This window comes from Bradyrhizobium sp. 31Argb (assembly GCF_043638955.1).
GTDB lineage: Bacteria > Pseudomonadota > Alphaproteobacteria > Rhizobiales > Xanthobacteraceae > Bradyrhizobium.
Genome location: NZ_JBEGDB010000151.1, coordinates 1 through 18581 on the forward strand (window position 1 = coordinate 1; position 18581 = coordinate 18581).

Here is an 18581-nt window from a genome sequence, read left to right on the forward strand (position 1 = left end):
GCCCAAGGCTTCCTCCTAAAAGAAAGCCTTGAATCACGTTCAATCTGATTTGAGAATCCCAAGAGTCCACACGGCCTTAAGGCTCATTGCGTCATTCCGGACGGGCGCGAAGCGGCCGATCCGGAATCCAGAGGTTTGTTACTTCGAGATTCCGGGTTCGCGCTAACGCGCGCCCCGGAATGACAGATAATTCATCACAAGGAGGATCCGATGGATCTCGCTTTCACCAAGGAAGAAGTGGCGTTTCGCGAGGAAGTGCGGGCGTTCTTCAGGGACAATGTGCCGCCGGACACGCGGCGGAAGATGCAGGAGGGCCGTCACCTCTCCAAGGATGAGATGGTCACCTGGTGGCGCATCCTGAACAAGAAGGGTTGGGGTGTCTCGCACTGGCCGAAGGAATATGGCGGCACCGGCTGGACATCCGTGCAGCACTACATCTTCAACGAGGAGCTGCAAGCCTATCCGGCGCCGCAGCCGCTCGCCTTCGGCGTCAGCATGGTCGGCCCGGTGATCTACACCTTCGGCAACGAGGAGCAGAAGAAGCAATACCTGCCGCGCATCGCCAGTGTCGACGACTGGTGGTGCCAGGGCTTCTCGGAGCCGGGCTCGGGCTCGGACCTCGCCTCGCTCCGCACCAAGGCCGAGCGCAAGGGCGACAAGTGGATCATCAACGGCCAGAAGACCTGGACCACGCTGGCGCAGCATGCCGACATGATCTTCTGCCTGTGCCGCACCGATCCCAGCGCCAAGAAGCAGATGGGCATCTCCTTCATCGTGTTCAGCATGAAGTCGAAGGGTGTCACGGTCCGGCCGATCCAGACCATCGACGGCGGCCATGAGGTCAACGAGGTCTTCTTCGACAATGTCGAGGTCCCGATCGAGAACCTGATCGGCGAGGAGAACAAGGGCTGGGATTACGCCAAATTCCTGCTCGGCAACGAGCGCACCGGTATTGCGCGGGTCGGCGTCTCCAAGGAACGGCTGCGCCGCATCAAGGAACTCGCCTCCAAGGTCGAATCCGGGGGCCGGCCGGTGATCCAGGATCCGACCTTCCGCGAAAAACTCTCGGCCTGCGAGATCGAGCTGAAGGCACTGGAATTGACCCAGCTTCGCGTCGTCGCCGACGAAGGCAAGCATGGCAAGGGCAAGCCCAACCCGGCATCGTCGGTGCTCAAGATCAAGGGCTCGGAGATCCAGCAGACCACGACAGAGCTGTTGATGGAAGTGATCGGCCCGTTCGCCGCGCCCTATGACGTGCATGGCGACGACGGCTCGAACGAGGCCATGGATTGGACCGCCCAGATCGCGCCGAGCTACTTCAACAACCGCAAGGTCTCGATCTACGGCGGCTCCAACGAGATCCAGCGCAACATCATCGCCAAGGCGGTGCTGGGGCTTTGAGTTGACGACTCTTACGGTCACACACGCTGGCGTCATGGCCGGGCTTGACCCGGCCATCCACGCGGTGGTGCGGGCACAGCAAGAGCGTGGATGCCCGGGACAAGCCCGGGCATGACGGAGAGTTTCCGATAATCCTGAGAGAGCAAGAACATGGATTTTGATTTGTCCGAGGAGCAGCGGCTTCTCAAGGAAAGCATCGACGGCCTGCTGACGGATTCCTACGATTTCGAGCAGCGCAAGAAGTACATGCAGGAGAAGGGCGGCTGGAGCAAAGCCGTCTGGAGCAAGCTCGCCGAGCAGGGCCTGCTCGGCCTGCCCTTCACTGAGGCGGACGGCGGATTCGGCGCTGGCGGCGTCGAGACCATGATCGTGATGGAAGCGCTCGGCAAGGCGCTGGTGCTCGAGCCTTATCTTGCGACCGTGGTGATCGGTGGCGGCTTCCTGCGCCATGGCGGCTCGGCCGAGCAGAAGGCCGCGCATATCCCTGGGATCATCGACGGCAGCAAGACGTTTGCCTTCGCGCAGCTCGAGAAGAACTCGCGTTACGACCTGTTCGACGTCGCCACGACCGCCAAGAAGAAGGGCTCGGCTTACGTCATCGACGGCGAGAAGTTCGTCGTCCTCAACGGCGAGAACGCCGACACGCTGATCGTGACCGCGCGCACCAAGGGCGAGCGGCGCGACAGAAACGGCATCGGCGTGTTCCTGGTGCCGGCCAATGCCAAGGGCATCAGCAGGAAGGGCTATCCGACCCAGGACGGCCTGCACGCCGCCGACATCAGCTTCACCGGCGTGGAAGTCGGCAGCGATGCCGCGATCGGCAACCCCGAGGATGCGCTGGCGCTGATCGAGCGCGTGGTCGACGAAGCCCGCGTCGCGCTGTGCGCGGAGGCGGTCGGCGCGATGGACGAGTCGCTCAAGGAGACCGTCGAGTACATCAAGACGCGCAAGCAGTTCGGCGTCGCGATCGGTTCGTTCCAGAGCCTGCAGCACCGCGCCTCCGACATGTTCGTCGCGGCCGAGCAGGCCCGTTCGATGTCGATGTTCGCGACCATGGCTGGTGACTTCGAGGACGCCAAGGAGCGCGCGAGCGCAATCGCGGCGGCCAAGGTGCAGATCGGCAAGTCGCTGAAGTTCGTCGGCCAGCAGTCGATCCAGCTCCATGGCGGCATCGGCATGACCATGGAGGCCAAGATCGGCCACTACTTCAAGCGTCTCACCATGATCGAGAACACCTTTGGCGACACCGAGTATCACCTGCGCCGTGTCGCTGACGCGGGCGGGTTGATCTAGTCTCCGCCCGCTCGTGACTTGGGAGGCTGCAGCCGCACAATGACCGTCATGCCCGGGCTTGTCCCGGGCATCCACGTCTTGGCGGCAAAACAAGAGCGTGGATGGCCGGGTCAAGCCCGGCCATGACGGTGTGGCAAAATGCGAACAGAACAGAAGAGGGAAACAACAATGAAGAACACCCCGTTCGATCTCACCGGAAAGGTCGCTGTCATCACCGGCTCGAGCCGCGGCATCGGCCGTGCCTCCGCCGAACTGCTGGCGAAGCTCGGAGCCAAGGTGGTGATCTCCTCGCGCAAGGCCGACGCCTGCAAGGAAGTGGCCGACGGCATCAACAGTAACGGCGGCGATGCGCATGTGATCCCCTGCAACATCTCGCGCCGCGAGGAGGTCGAGGCGCTGATCTCCGACGCGACCAAGCATTACGGCAAGATCGACATCCTCGTCTGCAACGCTGCGGTGAACCCGTATTACGGCCCGCTGCTCGACATCAAGGACGAGGCGTTCGACAAGATCATGGGCTCCAACGTCAAGAGCAACATCTGGCTCTGCGCGCTGGCGATCCCGCAAATGGCCGAGCGCGGCAATGGCTCCGTCGTGATCATCTCCTCGATCGGGGGATTGCGCGGCTCGACCGTGATCGGCGCCTACGGCATCTCGAAGGCGGCCGACTTCGCACTCTGCCGCAGCCTGGCCGGCGAATGGGGACCGAAGGGCGTGCGCGTCAATTGCGTCGCGCCCGGCCTGGTCAAGACCGATTTCGCCCGCGCGCTCTGGGAAGACGCGGAGCTTCTGAAACGGCGCACCGCCACCACCCCGCTCCGCCGCATCGGCGAGCCCGACGAGATCGCCGGCGCGGTGGCCTATCTCGCCTCCGACGCCTCCACCTTCATGACCGGCCAGACCATCGTCATCGACGGCGGCGTCACCACGGCGGCGGTGTAGCGGCTCTCCCTCGCCCCGCTCTTGCGGGGAGAGGGTCGGGGTGAGAGGCTGCCTCCACGAATTCCGAACACCGTGAATGCGGCGCGTCCCCTCACCCGGCGCTGCGCGCCGACCTCTCCCCGCAAGAGCGGGGCGAGGTTAAGCAGCCCGCCCGACCTGAGATATTGACCTTCCCGCGCCAATCCGCTCCCTTGGCGCAACAAGCAATCACGTCCGGGAAGGAGCCCCATGTCCTTTGTGCTGGCCATCGATCAGGGCACCACGTCCTCGCGCGCCATCGTATTCCGCAGCGATATCTCCATCGCGGCGGTGGCGCAGCAGGAGTTCCCGCAGCACTTCCCGGCTTCCGGCTGGGTCGAGCATGAGCCGGAGGATATCTGGACCTCGACCATCGCCACCTGCCGCAATGCGCTGGAGAAAGCCGGTCTAAAGGCGAAAGACATCGCCGCGATCGGCATCACCAACCAGCGCGAAACCACTGTGGTGTGGGACCGCGCTACGGGTCAGGCGGTGCACCGCGCGATCGTCTGGCAGGACCGCCGCACCGCGGATTTCTGCGCCAGACTGAAGGCCGAAGGCCATGAGCCTGTGATCTCGGCCAAGACCGGCTTGATCATCGACCCCTATTTCTCGGGGACGAAGGTGGCCTGGATCCTCGACGGCGTGCCCGGCGCGCGCGAACGTGCCGAGCGCGGCGAACTCCTGTTCGGCACCGTCGATTGCTACCTGCTGTGGCGGCTCACCGGCGGCAAGGTGCATGCGACCGACGCCACCAACGCCTCGCGCACCCTGCTGTTCAACATCCACACCGGCGAGTGGGATGACGAGCTCTTGAAGATCCTCGGCGTACCGCGCTCGATGCTTCCAGAGGTGAAGGACTCCTCCGCCAAATTCGGCGACAGCATCCCCGACCTGTTCGGCGGCAGCATCGCCGTCGCAGGCATCGCCGGCGACCAGCAGGCCGCGACCATCGGGCAGGCCTGTTTCGAGCCCGGCATGATCAAATCGACCTATGGCACCGGCTGCTTTGCGCTGCTCAACACCGGCACCACGCCGGTGAAGTTAAAGAACAAGCTGCTGACCACGATCGCCTATCAGCTCGGCGGCAAACGCACCTACGCACTGGAAGGCTCGATCTTCGTCGCCGGAAGCGCGGTGCAGTGGCTGCGCGATGGGCTCGGTATCATCAGGCAGGCCGCCGAGACCGGGCCGCTCGCCGACAAATCCGATTCGATGCAGAGCGTCTATCTGGTGCCGGCCTTCGTCGGCATGGGCGCGCCCTACTGGAATCCGCGCGTGCGCGGCGCGCTGTTCGGCCTCACCCGCAACACCGGCCCGGCCGAGCTCGCGCACGCCGCACTGGAAAGCGTCTGCTACCAGACCTACGATCTCTGGGCCGCGATGCGCGCCGACTGGCCGGATTCGACGGCAGCCAATATCGTGCTCCGCGTCGACGGCGGCATGACCGCGTCCGACTGGACCATGCAGCGATTGGCCGACCTGCTCGACGCCCCGGTCGACCGCCCGATGATCCAGGAGACCACGGCGTTAGGGGCCGCCTATCTGGCCGGCCTTGCCGCTGGCATCTATCCCGAGCCGACAAAATTCGCCGACAATTGGCGATTGGAGCGCCGCTTCAAGCCTGCGATGAGCCAGGCGACGCGGGAGCGCAAGCTCGCCGGCTGGGCGCGCGCGGTGAAGGGCGTGCTGGCGAGCGATGAGGGGGAGTGATAGGTCGTTACCGCCAGCGCCATATTTTCCGTCATGCCCGGGCTTGTCCCGGGCATCCACGCTTGGCGGCAACGAAGAGCGTGGATGGCCGGGACAAGCCCGGCCATGACGAATGGAGAGATCGCCACACTTCAACTAATCGCCACGCTTACAGCACCACCGCACCTCAATTCGCCATCATACGTTGCGGCAGCCAGGTGGCGAGCAGCGGGAAGGCGATCAGGATCACGAGGCGGATCAGGTCGGTGATCACGAAGGGGATCACGCCCTTGAAAATCGTGGAGAAGGAGACGTCTTTCACCACGCTCTTGATCACGAACACGTTCATGCCAACAGGCGGATGGATCAGGCCGAGCTCGACCGTCATCACGATGATGACGCCGAACCAGATCGGATCAAAACCAAGGTGCATGATGACCGGGAAGATGATCGGCACGGTCAGGATGATCATCGCCATGGCGTCCATCAGGCAGCCGAGCACGAGATACATCACCATGATGACGGCGAGGATGCCGTAGCTGCCGAGCCCAAGGCCGGTGAGGAACTCCGTGACCTTCTGCGGGGTCTGAGTCACCGTGAGGAAATAGCCGAAGATCAGCGCGCCGATCAGCACGGTGAACACAGCGGCCGCGGTGCGCGTCGCCTGCAACAGCGAGTTAAGGATCTTCTCCTTGTCCAATCGTCCGGTGAGAATGCCGATCAGGAACGCGCCGGTGGCGCCGACGCCGCCCGCCTCCGTCGGCGTGAAGCGCGGCAGGAATGGCAGGCCGTAGAGGCCGCCAATGACAAAGATGAAGAGCAGCACCGGCGCCCAGATGTCGCGCAGGCCGGCGAAGCGCTCGCGCCACGGCATCCGTTTGCCCGTCGGCAGGAAGCCGGGCCTGACATAGCCGATCAGCGCGATGGTGATCATGTACATGGTCATCGCGAGCAGGCCCGGGATGATGCCGGCGATGAAGAGCTTTCCGATGTCCTGCTCGGTGATGATGCCGTAGACAGCGAGCACGGTCGACGGCGGCAGCATTGCGCCCAGCGTGCCGCCCGCCGCGATCACGCCAGCGGCAAAGGATTGCGGATAGCCGAAACGGCGCATCTCCGGATAGGCCACGGCCGAGAACGTCGCGGCGGTCGCGACCGAGGAACCGCAGATCGCGGCGAAGCCGCCGCAGGCGGCGACAGTGGCGATGCCGAGCCCGCCGCGGAGATGGCCGACAAAGCCGTTGGCGGCGCGGAACAATTCGCAGCTCATGCCGGAATTGCTGACGAAGGTCCCCATCAACAGGAACATCGGGATCACGCCGAAGGTGTAATCGGTCACCGTGCGCATCGAGGTCTGCCCGACCAGTTTCAGCGCCGGCGTGGCGCCGACCAGATAGCTGAAACCGCAGACGCCGACGAGGCCCATCGCCATGCCGACTGGCACGCGGAGCAGCATCAGCGCGAACAGCGCGACAAAGCCGAGGATGGCGACGGCGTCGGTGCTCATCGGCGCTTACTCCGTCGCCTTGATCTTGGGATCGTGCATCTCTTCCGGGTGGAAGATCAGCCGGTAAGTGCGGATCGCGATCAAGAGCACGGCGGAGACGTCGCCGATCCAGGCGAGCGCGAAGAACGGCCAGGTCGGCATATGCAGATCGAAGGTCAGGACATTGTCGTTATAGGTGCCGCGCACCTTGTCGAACAATGTCCAGGTCTGCACGGTGACGACGAACAGCAGCACCAGTGTCGCGAACACGTCGATGAGGCGCTGGTATCTCGGCCCGACATTGGCCCAGACCAGATCGACTGTGATGTGGGTGCCGCGATAGGACGTCGCGGCGATGCCCCAGAAAATCAGGATGCCGAGCAGCATCCGCCCGATGTCGAAGGAATCGGGAATCGCGTAGTTCAGCGTGTTTCGCAAGAGCACCGCGAGGAAGATATTGGCGGCGACGATGCCGACGAATCCGGCCGCGATCCATTCGATCGTGTCGATGAAACGGTCCATGTAAGCGCGTTTCATATACGGGGCGTCCTATGGCTTGGTATCGTTCGGCTATCCGCAAGCTCGGTTCACCTCTCCCGCTTGCAGGAGAGGTCGGCGTTAACGCCGGGTGAGGGCTCTCTCCACGCGGACGGTCCCATCGCGGAGACAGCCTCACCCCGGCCCTCTCCCGCAAGCGGGAGAGGGAGAACTACTGCGCGAGCGCGTTGTACTTCGTGAGCGAGGCCTTCAGGTCGGCCATCGCGGCGTCCGCGTCGACGCCGGTCTTCTTGACGCCGTCGGCCCAGGTCTTGACCAGCGGCTCGGCCGCCTTCTTCCACAGCGCGGTCTGCTCCGGCGTCAGCTTGTAGACCTCATGGCCGGACTCGGCTTTCACCTTGTCGATGCCGGCGTCCTCGAACTTGCCCCAGTGCTCGCCGACGATCCCCGCCATTTCGGTCGAGCAGTTTTTGTCGATGGCGGCCTTCTGGCGGTCGGACATCGCGTTGTACTTGTCCTTGTTGATCACGAAGACGAAGGTCGTGACATAGAGCGGCGCCTCCATGTCGTATTTCGTCACCTTGTCGATGCCGAACAGCACCAGCGAGCCCCAGGGAAAGGTGACGCCGTCGGCTACGCCGCGCTCGATGATATCCCGCAGTTCAGGCGCGGAGGACTGCACATTCGTGCCGCCCAGCGAGGTGACGAAATTGGCCATGGTGGCATGGGCGGGGCGGATCTTCAGGCCTTTGACGTCCTCAGGCACGACGATCTTCTTGGTGCGCGAATGGAACGAAGACGGCGAATGGACGAAGGCGAGGCAGTATTTGACGTCCTTCATCTCCTTCTCGGCATATTTGCGGTACCAGGCATCAAGTCCCATCGAGCCGCCCTTGGCGTCCGAAATCAGGAACGGCAATTCGCCGGCGCCGACGATCGGGAAGCGGCCGGGCTGGTAGCCCGGATTGACATAGGTGACATCGGCGATACCGTCGCGCGCCATGTCGTAATGGTCGAAGGCCTTGCCGAGTTGCTGCGCCGGGAACACCTTGCCCTTGATGGTGCCGCCGGAGTCCTTTTCCACGGCCGTGGCCCAGTCCTCCAGCGACTTCTGCAGCGGATGGGACGCCGGCACCCAATGCGAGATCTTCAGGTCGAAATTCTTCTCCTGCCCGAACGCAGGGGTCACGCTGGCGGCCAGCAGCAGCGCCAGAACCGTCTTCCTCATCGGCATCCTCTCCCTCTTTGCAGGCCTTTGGCGGCCCTTTGCGATTATTGTTATATGATATAATCACCATTGCAAGCTGACGACAGCGGCCCGCCAAGCGGTATAAGCTGAAGCCTACAATATCGGGAGGAGCAAATATTGCGGTCAAAGGTAGCAATCATAGGCGCAGGTCCGGCAGGATTGTTGCTTGGGCAACTACTTCACGCCTACGGGATCGACAACGTGATCCTGGAACGGCAGACGCCGGACTATGTGCTGGCGCGGATCCGCGCCGGCCTGCTGGAGGAGGGCACGGTCAGCCTGCTCGATGAGGTCGGCGCAGGCCAGCGCGCCCATCGCGAGGGGCTGATCCATCACGGCTTGGAACTCGCCTTCGGCGGCGCCCGCCATCGCATCGACATGCACGCGGCGACCGGCAAGACGGTCATGATCTACGGCCAGACCGAGGTGACGCTCGACCTGATGAACGCGCGGCAGCAGGCCGGGCTCACCACCATCTATCAGGCCGCCGATGTCCAGCCGCATGATTTCGACACCGACCATCCGCGCGTCTCTTACGTGAAGGACGGCAAAGCAGGCGAGATCATCTGCGACTTCATCGCGGGCTGCGACGGTTTCCACGGCGTCAGCCGCGCCAGCGTGCCGGATTCCGCGATCAAGACGTATGAGCGGGTCTATCCGTTCGGCTGGCTCGGCATCCTCTCGGATACCCCTCCGGTTTCGCACGAGCTGATCTACAACAACCATGAGCGGGGCTTTGCGCTGTGCACGATGCGCTCGATGCACCGCAGCCGCTATTACGTGCAGTGTCCGCTCGACGATCACATCGACCAATGGCCCGATGAGCGTTTCTGGGACGAGCTGAAGCGGCGGCTCGACCAGAAGGCGGCGGACGAACTCGTCACCGGTCCCTCGATCGAAAAAAGCATCGCGCCGCTGCGCAGCTTCGTCGCCGAGCCGATGCGCTTCGGCAGGATGTTCCTGGCCGGCGACGCCTCGCACATCGTGCCGCCGACCGGCGCCAAGGGGCTGAACCTCGCCGCCAGCGACGTGCACTACCTGTCGCAGGGCCTACGTGAGTACTACGACGAGAAATCTTCCGCCGGCATCGATGGCTATTCCGCCAGAGCGCTGGCGCGGGTCTGGAAGGCCGTGCGCTTCTCCTGGTGGATGACCTCGATGCTGCACAAATTCCCCGACCTGGGCGAGTTCGGCGCACGAATCCAGCTCGCCGAGCTGGACTATCTCGTCAGTTCCAAGGCGGCGTCGACGTCGCTGTCGGAGAACTACGTCGGATTGCCGCTATAAAATTGTAGGGTGGGCAAAGCGCAGCGTGCCCGCCCTACGGGCTACGCCGTCATTGCGAGGAGCGAAGCGACGAAGCAATCCATGCGCCCACGCGGGGAGAAATGGATCGCTTCGCTTCGCTCGCAATGACGACGGAGTGTTTCAAACATCCGCGCAGATGCCGTTTAAAACTTTGTATGCGGTGAAACTGTCATCGACATCGCGTTCAATGGCACCGAGATCACCAGACATACGAGCCGACCATGAACAGCGATACTTCCGTCATTGCCGACATTCCGGAAGGCTTTGAGCCTCACTTCCGCAAGAGCCCGCTCACCGATCCCTGGGAGCCGCTTTATTCGAAGCGCACCGACAGGGCGGTGATCATGGGGCTCAGGCTCGCAAAGGCGCATACCAACTCGCGCGGCCTGATCCATGGCGGATTGATCGCGGCGCTCTCCGACAACGCGATGGGCTATAGCTGCGCCCAAGTGATGGGCTGGACATCCTCGCTGGTAACGGTCTCGCTTGCGGTCGATTTCATTGGCACCGCGGAGATCGGTCAGTGGCTCGCGGTCGAGACCGACGTGATCAAGACCGGCAGCACGATCTGCTTTGCGCAGAGCCTGGTGAAGGCGGACGACGTCATCATCGCGCGGGCGAATGGGACGTTCCGGGTGATGCCGAAGAAGGACGTCGTCTCGGGACGCGCGTAGCGCGAACCCGGCACGATAGCCGTCATCCGAACCGCCAGTCCGCGGTCTCGGCGACGAGATCGATGAAGGTGCGCACCTTGGCCGAGAGCAAGCGCGAGGTCGGATAGACGATGTGGATTGGCAGCGGCGGCTCTTCGAATTTCGCCAGCACGATCCTGAGCCGCCCTGCCTTCAGCGAAGCAGCCGCCTGATAGGCGAGCACACGCGTCAGCCCGCCGCCGGCTTCGGCATATTGAATCGCGGCATCGGCGCTGTTGGATGAAAAGCGCGGGCTCGGCGAAACGCGGACCTCCTGCCCTTCCTCGACGAAGCGCCAATCCGGCGCCGCCGACATGGCGCCGAACTGAATGGTGTCGTGCGCTGATATATCCGAGGGCCGCTTCGGCTCGCCGCGAGCATTCAGATATTGCTTCGACGCCACCACGATGCGCCGCATCTCGCCGACATGGCGTGCAACCAGCGTCGAATCCGGCAGGTGCCCGATCCTGACGGCAAGGTCGACGCCCTCCTCCACCAGGTTGATCATGCGGTCGGACAGCCTGAGGTCCACGCCAACGTCGGGGTAGCGCTTCAGATAGGCCGTGACCATGGGACTGACATGAAGGCGGCCGAAGCCGACCGGCGCCGAGATCACCAATCGCCCGGCCGGGCGCGTGCGTTCACCCTCGACCGCCTCCTCGGCCTCTTCGAGATCGGCAAGGATGCGCCTGATACGCTCGAGATAGCGCGAACCGGCATCGGTCAGGGTCACGGACCGCGTGGTCCGCTGCAACAGCCGCGCGCCGAGCCGCTCCTCCAGCGCCGCGATCAGCCGGGTCACGGCCGATGGCGACAGCCCGAGCTTTCGAGCGGCGGGGGCGAAGCCCTGCAGATCGGCCACGGCGACGAAGGCCAGCATGGCATCAATACGGTCCATCGCATTATTGCATAATGCGCAATAGTGAAGTGTCAATCGCCTTGATTGTTCGACCGGGGAACGGTCCCATCTTCCATGGTGAAACGACGCTTTGGCAGTCCATGCCAGGAGGCTCAAATGTCAAACACACAGACCTATCCGAGTGACGTCGCTTTCACGCCGGCGGTGAAGGCGATCCAGGCGCGCAAAGGTTCGCGCGAGGCCTATGCCCAAGTCGAACGGCGCGGCTGGCGCACCGAGATCGACGAGAATCTCGCGGCCTTCCTCGCCAACACCAACAGCTTCTATTTCGCGACGGCGTCTGCCGATGGCCAGCCCTATATCCAGCACCGCGGCGGACCGAAGGGGTTCATCAAGATCCTGGACGCCAGCACCATCGCGTTCGCCGACTTCAGCGGCAACCGGCAGTACATCACCCAAGGCAATCTGTCGGAGAATCCGAAGGCGTATATCTTCGTGATGGATTACGCGCATCGCAGACGCGTCAAGCTCTGGGGGGAAGCGCGCCTGGTCGACGACGACCCGGCGCTGACGCAATCGCTGATGCCCAAGGATTACAGGGCGCGTGCTGAGCAGGTGATCCTGTTCAAGATATCCACCTGGGACACCAACTGTCCGCAGCACATCCCACAGAAGTTCGATGCCGCCGATGTCGCTGGGGCATTGGCCGCACGCGACGCACGCATCGCCGAGCTCGAGGCGGAGCTGGCCGCATTGAAAGCCGAGCCCCGGAGCTTCGGTTCTGATTAAATCAGAACCGAAGCTCTGGTCTTTTGTTTTGACGCGTTTTCTTCACGCGAACCGGTATCCACTTCGCTCGAAAACGCTACGAGCTGCAACCTCATCGTAGCTAGGCCGCTTCGCGCACCGGCGACCAGGCGAACTCCGGATAATATTGCCCCATCATCCGGTCGACATAGTCAGTGAGATTCCTGAACTTCTCGGTCCGCGCGCGTAGCGGCGAATCGAAGAACGGGGTCAGGATTCCCGCAAGCGCCCCGAACGCGGTGGCATCCGTGCCGCACGGCGTATCGCCCATCAGATACGGCTTGTCGCCGAGTTGCACGGAAAGCGCGAACAGCGACCGGATGGCAAGGTCGATATCCTCATCGGGCGCATGGCGGCCGAGGCCAGACAGGAGATAGTTCTCGGCGACCCGGAATTGAGCGTCCTCGCGTATATGTTCCGGCGCGCCGTCGAAGAAATGTGCCGGTCCCTTGGCAAAATTGGTTTCATCGACCCAGCGCGCACCGACCAGGGCCCAATAGACGTGGTGCTCGATCATCCGTTCGAACGCCCAGGCCTGCGCGCGCGCCTGCAGGCTCAAGGGCGCTCGAAGTCAAAGCCGTATTTGCCTTCGATATGCGCGCGGATGAAAGTGGAATCGGCGATGGTCTCCGCTTCGTCACGGATATAGGGCAATTGCCCCTTGGGCGAACTCGGCGGCATCGCCCTCTCCTTGCAATAGGCAAGCCCGGCCATTTTCAATTGGACCTCGGTCTTGGTCACGAAGGGGCTGATTTCCGGCAAGCCGAACCCCGGGCCGAAGCCGTGGAGAATGATCATCTGGAGCCTCCCAATTTCCAAAAAACGGCACCGAGCCTAGCGGCCCCCTGCTGCCACCATGGTGTCAGCAGGGGTAAAATGGGTCGCCAAACGAACCCGTTTCACGAGGCGGCGGCTGCGGAAGACCACGTGCCTCCCGCCCGCCGTCAACAGGGCGGCGATCGAACGCAGGGCCAGTTCGATGAGCGCCCAGCGGAGGTCGCAGGAGACGGTGTGGATTGTGACGAGCTGTTCCAACGCAAAGGTTTGGGCTCGCCTGAACCTTTCAAGACGGCTATCGAGGCCGGCCTTACTAAGATGATTCAGCATGGACAAATTCCCTTCAGTTGAGATGTTGTCCCGTTATAACCACCCCCTGCTGCCAACATCCTGTCAGCAGCGGCGAGGCCGACCTCGGAAAATCGACGGCCTGGAACTCACTAGCCAAGAGACCAGCCAAAGAGACCGACCAAAGAGAGCTGCCATGAGACGCGCCGACCGGCTGTTTCAGATCATCCAGGTGCTTCGGCGCACCCGCAAACCGCTGACCGCGGATGCGATCGCCGCCGAGCTCGAGACATCCAAGCGCACGATCTATCGCGACATCGCGACCCTGATCGAGCAGCGCGTGCCGATTCGCGGCGAAGCCGGCATGGGCTATATCCTGGAAAAGGGATTCGACCTGCCGCCCTTGATGCTCACGCCCGACGAGATCGAGGCCTGCGTGCTCGGCGCGAGCTGGGTCACGGGCCACGCCGATCCGGCGCTGGCGCGCGCCGCGCAGGATTTGATGGCGAAGATCGCCGATACCGTGCCGGAGCGGTTGCGGCCGTTCGTCCTCGAACCCGCAAGCCGCGCCCGCTGGGCGCGGAACCAGGAGCCCGACCGCATCGACATGGCGCGGACACGCGCGCAGATCCACGACGGCAGGAAGATCACGCTGAACTATCGCGATGAACGTGGCCGCGACACCGAACGGACGATCTGGCCGATCGCAGTCGGCTATCACGAGGCGGTGCGGATCCTGGCGGCATGGTGCGAGTTGCGGAAGGATTTCCGCAGTTTCCGCACCGACCGCGTGATCAACGCGGTCTATCATGAGGAGAAATATCCGGAAAGGCGCGACCTGTTGCGGGCGCGCTGGCGCCGCAGCCTGGTCTGGGAAGCGCCGAAGGACATCTGATGGCGACCGAGAATCCCTGCCAGGCCTGCGGCGCGTGCTGCTTCTACTCCGAGAACTGGCCGCGCTTCACCACCGAGGACGACGCGGAGCTCGACCTGATCCCGCTAGAATACGTCAATGCAAGGCAATCCGGCATGCGCTGCGACGGCGACCGCTGCTCGGCACTGTCAGGCAAGATCGGCGTGGCCACGAGCTGCGCGATCTATGCGATACGGCCCGAGGTCTGCCGCACCTGCATGCCCGGCGATGCGGAATGCGCGATGGCGCGACGCCGGCACGGACTGCCGGTGTTGGCAGGTGAACCGTAGCCCGGATACGGCAGGAGTCCCTCATGGTGAGGAGCGCGTCTTCGCGCGTCCGGACGATGCTGCGCATCGCCGGGAGAACCATGAGGCCCCGATCTTGCCCACGGCCCATCCCTCGAGACGCCGCTTTGCGGCTCCTCGGGATGAGGGAGAGTTCGTGGCTAGGTGGAGCTTAGACCGTCACAGTCTCGGCAACCTCTTCCTCGTCGAGGTCGTCGACGATCGGCGCGAAGGTCGCCAGCGGCTTGGTCGACAGCGTGATCGGCTTGCGGCCGCCGTGCGAGGGCGCTGCGGAGCGGGCCGGCTGGCGGGACAGTTTATAAAGGTTGTTGCCGACGTGGCCGCCGAAATAAGCGAGCTCGCGTTCGCTGCAGCTTGCGGCGATCGCCACTGCCAGCGAATGCAGATGATGGCGGCGATAGCAGAACAGCGCCAGCATTGCCCGGACATCGGACGAAACGCTTTCGACGAGGGCCTGAAGGCCAGCAGGATTGGCGCGGTACATCTGTCCGAGCAGCTCCTCGCGGACCGGGCAAACGTCGTTCTCGAAGGCATTGCGGCTTGAAAACATTGCAGTTCTCCCTGGTCCGGAAGATGCCGTGCAATTCTCTAACGAAGGGTTAACCACGGGTGCCAGTAGTCATCCGGGGCGATTGCGATTTTTGAGCGAATCAGAACGGCCTCCGCTGACGCTCGGGAGCGCCCCGTCGTTCCGGGGCGATGCGCAGCATCGAGCCCGGAATCCATTTCACTGCTTGAACATGCGGCCCAATGGATTCCGGGATCGCGCCGGCGCGCCCCGGAATGACGACACCTCCGCCTGCCGGCACAAGAGAACGCGGACGCAACTCAGTTCACGGCCATGAAGATCGAAAGGCCGAAGCCCGTCAGGTGATGCAGCGCCTGATCGACGCCGATCAGTGACCAGAACCACGGGTGCTCGGTCGTGACGCCGAAGGTCGAGGTGGTGATTCCCTTGGCGCGATCCACCGCAAGGTGGATGAAGAAATCGATGAAGGCGACGAACCAGAATCTTGGCGCGATCACCAGGATCAGGAGCAGCGAGGTCGCAAGGTGCACGAGACAGTGCGCCAACAAGGGCAGCGCCCAGCCGATCTTCTGATCCTTGCCGATCGCCATCCAGGAATTCTGCAGAAAGAAATCCGCCACGATGTGCTTGGCGGTTAGCAGCAGCATCCATCCTACCAGCGCTGCAACCGGGACCGACGACGACATGGATGGAAACGACAAAGCTGACGCCCTTCGCTGCGACTGATGGAAAATGATGGAGAGAAACCGGACCTGGGCGTCAGCGCAACTTCTTCTTAAACCCGCAATATTCAAAACTTGCGGCCATTTATGGCATCTCCCGCGCCCGAATGCACCTCTCGGTCCTCCGAAATTCATATGGTGTGGCCCTACGGCGATAGTGCTGCGGCATCGCCGCGCAGGCCACAAAGGTTAACAGTCGACGGCCATCTGTAGTCGGGACAAAGCCGGACATCGTTCAGGCCCGCAGCATCGCTCGCCCAACATGATCGCGACCTCGTGAACGCGACGGAGTTGCGTTGCAGCAAAAAAAATCCCGCAAAAACAAATAGATAAATACTCCAAACAGAGCAAACGAAACAGGCGTTTCAAGAAGATTTTGCGAGGTCACGCGAACCGCCCCCCGCGTCGCCGTGCAGCGACCGGCTGCCGGGTCTGAGCGCCGCCATTCCCGGGCTCAGCCACCAGTACACCCGCCTCCAGGCGTCCGTGATACGAAGCGTCAAGCGATCACCGACCGGGCGGCATCATTCGGTGGCATCGAGCTGACGGCCTTCGCGCTCCATGTGCAGATAGTTGGCGTTGAACAGGCCGGCATTCATCAGGCGCCGAAGATCCGGCACGACAAGCGTCTTGCCTTTCAAGACGATCAGGTTCGCCGAACGCAATTCCTGCAGGGTGCGGTTGACATGCACCTTGGACAGCCCGCTGGCGTCGGCGAGATCGGCCTGCGTCAAGGGGAAGTCGCAACCGTCGCCGTTGGTGAGACCGGCAAGACGTAGGCGGAAGAACAGCTCGCACAAAAGATGCGCCATGCGCTCCAGCGCCGTGCGCTGACCCAGGTTCAACGTCCATTCGCGCTGGATCGCGGCATCGACCAGGCTTTCCCACCAGAGCGCCGTCACGATGCGCGGATATCCGACGCTGATCTCCTCGAAGAAATCGCGCGACAGGTCGGCGATGGTGCAGTCCGTGATCGAGCCGATCGAATGGTCCATCTCGCGCAGGATGAAGACGTTGAGATCGCAGCTATCGCCCGGCAGGAAAAAGGACACCACCTGCCGTCGCCCGTCCTCCAACTGCTTGTAGCGGCATGCCCAGCCGGCAACGACCAATTGCACGTCCTTGGGCCTCTCGCCTTCGCGCACGATATCGACCCGGGGACCGAACTTGCGCAGCCGTTCCGATGCCGCGCGGGTGAGGTACGCGCGATCGGCCGACGACAGCCGCACAAACTGCTCAAGCTTACGAACGAGTGGACTCAAAGGGACAGTCTCCCCGCCAATAAGTCGAGTAAGGATAGGACCGATTTCAATAACCTATGTTATTCACTCTCAAGTAGCTAACTATATATTATACTCTATCAGGTTGCGAGTAGTGACGCCTAAAATGCGAGTTTCTTCAAGGACCCCAGCACATGTTAATGCGCAGGCGGAACCCTGTCTGTGACGATCGGCGGTGGTGCAGTCGGGGAAATGTGATGCAGGAATACCGGGCCTATCTGTTGGGAATCGACGGCCACATTCGCGAGCGGATGGAGCTGGAAAGCGAGACGGACGACGAGGCGGTCGCCAAGGCACGCCAGCACTTCAATGGCGGTACGATCGAGGTCTGGCAGGGGGTGCGCATCGTCGCCAAACTGGACGGTGGCTCCGAATAAGTGGACGCATTCGCATCAAGCCGTTGTGAAGCGCCGCGCCACAAGAAACCCAACGCGAGTTCGTTCCTATCCCGTCGGCGCGTCGCCGCTGTCGTCAGCACCCATGTCCGAACCCGGCGTCTTGTTGTCCTCGGTGAGCTTGGGATCGCGGGTCGCTTCCTTCGAAACCGAATGCTTCGGATCCGTCTTGTGCACGGTCTGAGCGCGCCGCTTGTCGGCAGGCTGCTCTTCGCCCTTGTTGTCCCTGACGATGCCTTGGCTCGAACGTGTCATCGGCTGATTCCCTAAAGCATGATCCGGAAAAATGGAAACCGGTTTTCCGAAAAGATCATGCTCAAACAAAGAGATGAGATCATGATCCGATTCCGTCTAATCGGATCATGATCGAATGCCTCGACGGCCCCGGCGACCTCTTTCGCCGGGGCCTGTCATCGGAGTGCTTCCGCCATCCTCCGGGGACGGATAGCGGAAGCAACAGGCTTACGTCAGGCCGCGGCAAACGTTCCAGTCGCCGAAGATTTGCATCTTTGGTTTGATCGGCTTTCATAGGTTAAGGACGCTGTCGAGGCGTCAGACTAGCTTCGCTTCCAGATCGGAGGCGGCATGAAGAAGAAGCGAAACAGATCGCGGCCGACCGAGCCATTCGAGGTCCGTTTGCAGAAATTCGCCCGTGATGCCCGCGCCGCTGCGCGCCGGTTGCCGCTTGGCCGCGAGCGCGATGCGTTAATGAAGAAAGCCAGGCAGACCGAGAATGTACTCGATGTCAGCGCCATGCTGGCCGTCCGCCATGCCGATGCGGCCAATGAGAGGTGAGATCAGGGAGGGGCAAATGATCGAGGGCAAATTTGATTCGAAGACCTTGGCAATTATGAACGCCGCCTTGGATCGGATCTGTGAGCAAACGCAGCATGGCGAACGGCACTCGGTTCGCAAGAGAATCGCCAGACGGATCATCAGATCCGCCGAGGGCGGCAAGACCACGCTGACGGACCTGATCGCCGCGGGCGAGCGAGCGCTCAGCAATCTGGCTCCCGCCGCGAAATAACGGCTTTCGCAGGAACGCTATCCACTTTTCCGGATCATGCTCTAGGCCGTGTGGACTCTTGGGATTCTCAAATCAGATTGAACGTGATTCAAGGCTT

Annotated in this window: 21 protein-coding genes and 1 pseudogene; 12 read left to right on the plus strand and 10 right to left on the minus strand. The window is 62.6% G+C overall.

The features are described 5' to 3' along the window. Nucleotides 1-210: 210 nt before the first annotated feature. From pimC to glpK, 4 genes are all read left to right on the plus strand, one after another. Nucleotides 211-1401 carry a pimeloyl-CoA dehydrogenase large subunit gene (gene pimC / locus AAFX91_RS25465; RefSeq protein WP_394568456.1) on the plus strand — a complete coding sequence of 397 codons (1191 nt, stop codon included), beginning with the start codon at nucleotides 211-213 and terminating at the stop codon, nucleotides 1399-1401. Between the two features lie 150 nt (nucleotides 1402-1551). After that, a complete protein-coding gene (pimD, locus tag AAFX91_RS25470) occupies nucleotides 1552-2694 on the plus strand; it encodes a pimeloyl-CoA dehydrogenase small subunit (RefSeq protein WP_394568458.1) in 1143 nt (380 codons plus the stop codon). Between the two features lie 168 nt (nucleotides 2695-2862). After that, nucleotides 2863-3636: an SDR family NAD(P)-dependent oxidoreductase gene (locus AAFX91_RS25475; protein ID WP_394568460.1), complete on the plus strand. Its 774-nt coding sequence runs from the start codon at nucleotides 2863-2865 to the stop codon at nucleotides 3634-3636. Between the two features lie 228 nt (nucleotides 3637-3864). After that, nucleotides 3865-5367, plus strand: a complete 1503-nt coding sequence (gene glpK, locus AAFX91_RS25480; protein WP_394568462.1) for a glycerol kinase GlpK — start codon at nucleotides 3865-3867, stop codon at nucleotides 5365-5367. 166 nt (nucleotides 5368-5533) lie between these two features. Here glpK and AAFX91_RS25485 read toward each other — a convergent pair whose 3' ends face one another. The 3 genes from AAFX91_RS25485 to AAFX91_RS25495 all read right to left on the minus strand — a co-directional run bounded on the left by AAFX91_RS25485 (nucleotide 5534) and on the right by AAFX91_RS25495 (nucleotide 8558). Then, nucleotides 5534-6853 (minus strand): TRAP transporter large permease, encoded by a 1320-nt coding sequence (locus AAFX91_RS25485; protein ID WP_394568464.1) that lies wholly within the window; start codon nucleotides 6851-6853, stop codon nucleotides 5534-5536. Between the two features lie 6 nt (nucleotides 6854-6859). Then, entirely contained in the window at nucleotides 6860-7369 is a 510-nt protein-coding gene (locus AAFX91_RS25490; protein WP_394568466.1) for a TRAP transporter small permease, read from the minus strand. Between the two features lie 172 nt (nucleotides 7370-7541). After that, a complete protein-coding gene (locus tag AAFX91_RS25495) occupies nucleotides 7542-8558 on the minus strand; it encodes a TRAP transporter substrate-binding protein (protein ID WP_394568468.1) in 1017 nt (338 codons plus the stop codon). Between the two features lie 138 nt (nucleotides 8559-8696). Between AAFX91_RS25495 and pobA the strand changes: the two genes are divergently transcribed. Both pobA and AAFX91_RS25505 read left to right on the plus strand, forming a co-directional pair. Further along, complete coding sequence (pobA, locus tag AAFX91_RS25500; RefSeq protein ID WP_394568470.1) at nucleotides 8697-9866, plus strand: 4-hydroxybenzoate 3-monooxygenase; 1170 nt, start codon at nucleotides 8697-8699, stop codon at nucleotides 9864-9866. 242 nt (nucleotides 9867-10108) lie between these two features. Then, nucleotides 10109-10561 (plus strand): PaaI family thioesterase, encoded by a 453-nt coding sequence (locus AAFX91_RS25505; RefSeq protein ID WP_394568472.1) that lies wholly within the window; start codon nucleotides 10109-10111, stop codon nucleotides 10559-10561. A gap of 22 nt (nucleotides 10562-10583) precedes the next feature. Here the strand turns inward: AAFX91_RS25505 and AAFX91_RS25510 are convergent, their stop codons facing one another. Further along, complete coding sequence (locus tag AAFX91_RS25510; RefSeq protein ID WP_394568474.1) at nucleotides 10584-11477, minus strand: LysR family transcriptional regulator; 894 nt, start codon at nucleotides 11475-11477, stop codon at nucleotides 10584-10586. A 117-nt stretch (nucleotides 11478-11594) separates the two neighbouring features. Between AAFX91_RS25510 and AAFX91_RS25515 the strand changes: the two genes are divergently transcribed. Continuing rightward, a complete protein-coding gene (locus tag AAFX91_RS25515; protein WP_394568476.1) occupies nucleotides 11595-12227 on the plus strand; it encodes a pyridoxamine 5'-phosphate oxidase family protein in 633 nt (210 codons plus the stop codon). Nucleotides 12228-12327: 100 nt separating this feature from the next. On the opposite strand, the pseudogene AAFX91_RS25520 reads toward AAFX91_RS25515, so the two are convergent. Together AAFX91_RS25520 and AAFX91_RS25525 are read right to left on the minus strand one after the other, a co-directional pair. Continuing rightward, nucleotides 12328-13043, minus strand: a pseudogene (locus tag AAFX91_RS25520) (glutathione S-transferase family protein). Between the two features lie 36 nt (nucleotides 13044-13079). Next, nucleotides 13080-13352: a hypothetical protein gene (locus AAFX91_RS25525; protein WP_282529487.1), complete on the minus strand. Its 273-nt coding sequence runs from the start codon at nucleotides 13350-13352 to the stop codon at nucleotides 13080-13082. A gap of 154 nt (nucleotides 13353-13506) precedes the next feature. Between AAFX91_RS25525 and AAFX91_RS25530 the strand changes: the two genes are divergently transcribed. Then, nucleotides 13507-14205, plus strand: coding sequence for a YafY family protein (locus tag AAFX91_RS25530; RefSeq protein WP_130583417.1), 699 nt, complete (start codon nucleotides 13507-13509; stop codon nucleotides 14203-14205). Next, nucleotides 14205-14513: a YkgJ family cysteine cluster protein gene (locus AAFX91_RS25535; RefSeq protein ID WP_394568479.1), complete on the plus strand. Its 309-nt coding sequence runs from the start codon at nucleotides 14205-14207 to the stop codon at nucleotides 14511-14513. The genes AAFX91_RS25530 and AAFX91_RS25535 overlap by 1 nt, the downstream gene beginning before the upstream one ends. Before the next feature lie 169 nt (nucleotides 14514-14682). Here AAFX91_RS25535 and AAFX91_RS25540 read toward each other — a convergent pair whose 3' ends face one another. From AAFX91_RS25540 to AAFX91_RS25550, 3 genes are all read right to left on the minus strand, one after another. Further along, the gene (locus tag AAFX91_RS25540) at nucleotides 14683-15081 is read right to left on the minus strand and encodes a hypothetical protein (protein WP_394568481.1); all 399 of its coding nucleotides are present in this window, start codon (nucleotides 15079-15081) and stop codon (nucleotides 14683-14685) included. Between the two features lie 278 nt (nucleotides 15082-15359). After that, nucleotides 15360-15707, minus strand: coding sequence for a DUF3307 domain-containing protein (locus tag AAFX91_RS25545; RefSeq protein WP_282529491.1), 348 nt, complete (start codon nucleotides 15705-15707; stop codon nucleotides 15360-15362). A gap of 599 nt (nucleotides 15708-16306) precedes the next feature. After that, nucleotides 16307-17044 (minus strand): Crp/Fnr family transcriptional regulator, encoded by a 738-nt coding sequence (locus AAFX91_RS25550; RefSeq protein WP_282529492.1) that lies wholly within the window; start codon nucleotides 17042-17044, stop codon nucleotides 16307-16309. Nucleotides 17045-17259: 215 nt separating this feature from the next. Here AAFX91_RS25550 and AAFX91_RS25555 point away from each other — a divergent pair, with 215 nt between their 5' ends. Beyond that, nucleotides 17260-17439, plus strand: coding sequence for a hypothetical protein (locus AAFX91_RS25555; RefSeq protein WP_394568484.1), 180 nt, complete (start codon nucleotides 17260-17262; stop codon nucleotides 17437-17439). Nucleotides 17440-17505: 66 nt separating this feature from the next. On the opposite strand, the gene AAFX91_RS25560 is transcribed toward AAFX91_RS25555, so the two are convergent. Beyond that, nucleotides 17506-17712, minus strand: coding sequence for a hypothetical protein (locus tag AAFX91_RS25560; RefSeq protein WP_394568486.1), 207 nt, complete (start codon nucleotides 17710-17712; stop codon nucleotides 17506-17508). 330 nt (nucleotides 17713-18042) lie between these two features. Here AAFX91_RS25560 and AAFX91_RS25565 point away from each other — a divergent pair, with 330 nt between their 5' ends. After that, entirely contained in the window at nucleotides 18043-18252 is a 210-nt protein-coding gene (locus tag AAFX91_RS25565; protein WP_130580876.1) for a hypothetical protein, read from the plus strand. A 16-nt stretch (nucleotides 18253-18268) separates the two neighbouring features. Further along, nucleotides 18269-18484 (plus strand): hypothetical protein, encoded by a 216-nt coding sequence (locus AAFX91_RS25570; RefSeq protein ID WP_130580875.1) that lies wholly within the window; start codon nucleotides 18269-18271, stop codon nucleotides 18482-18484. Nucleotides 18485-18581 lie beyond the last annotated feature (97 nt).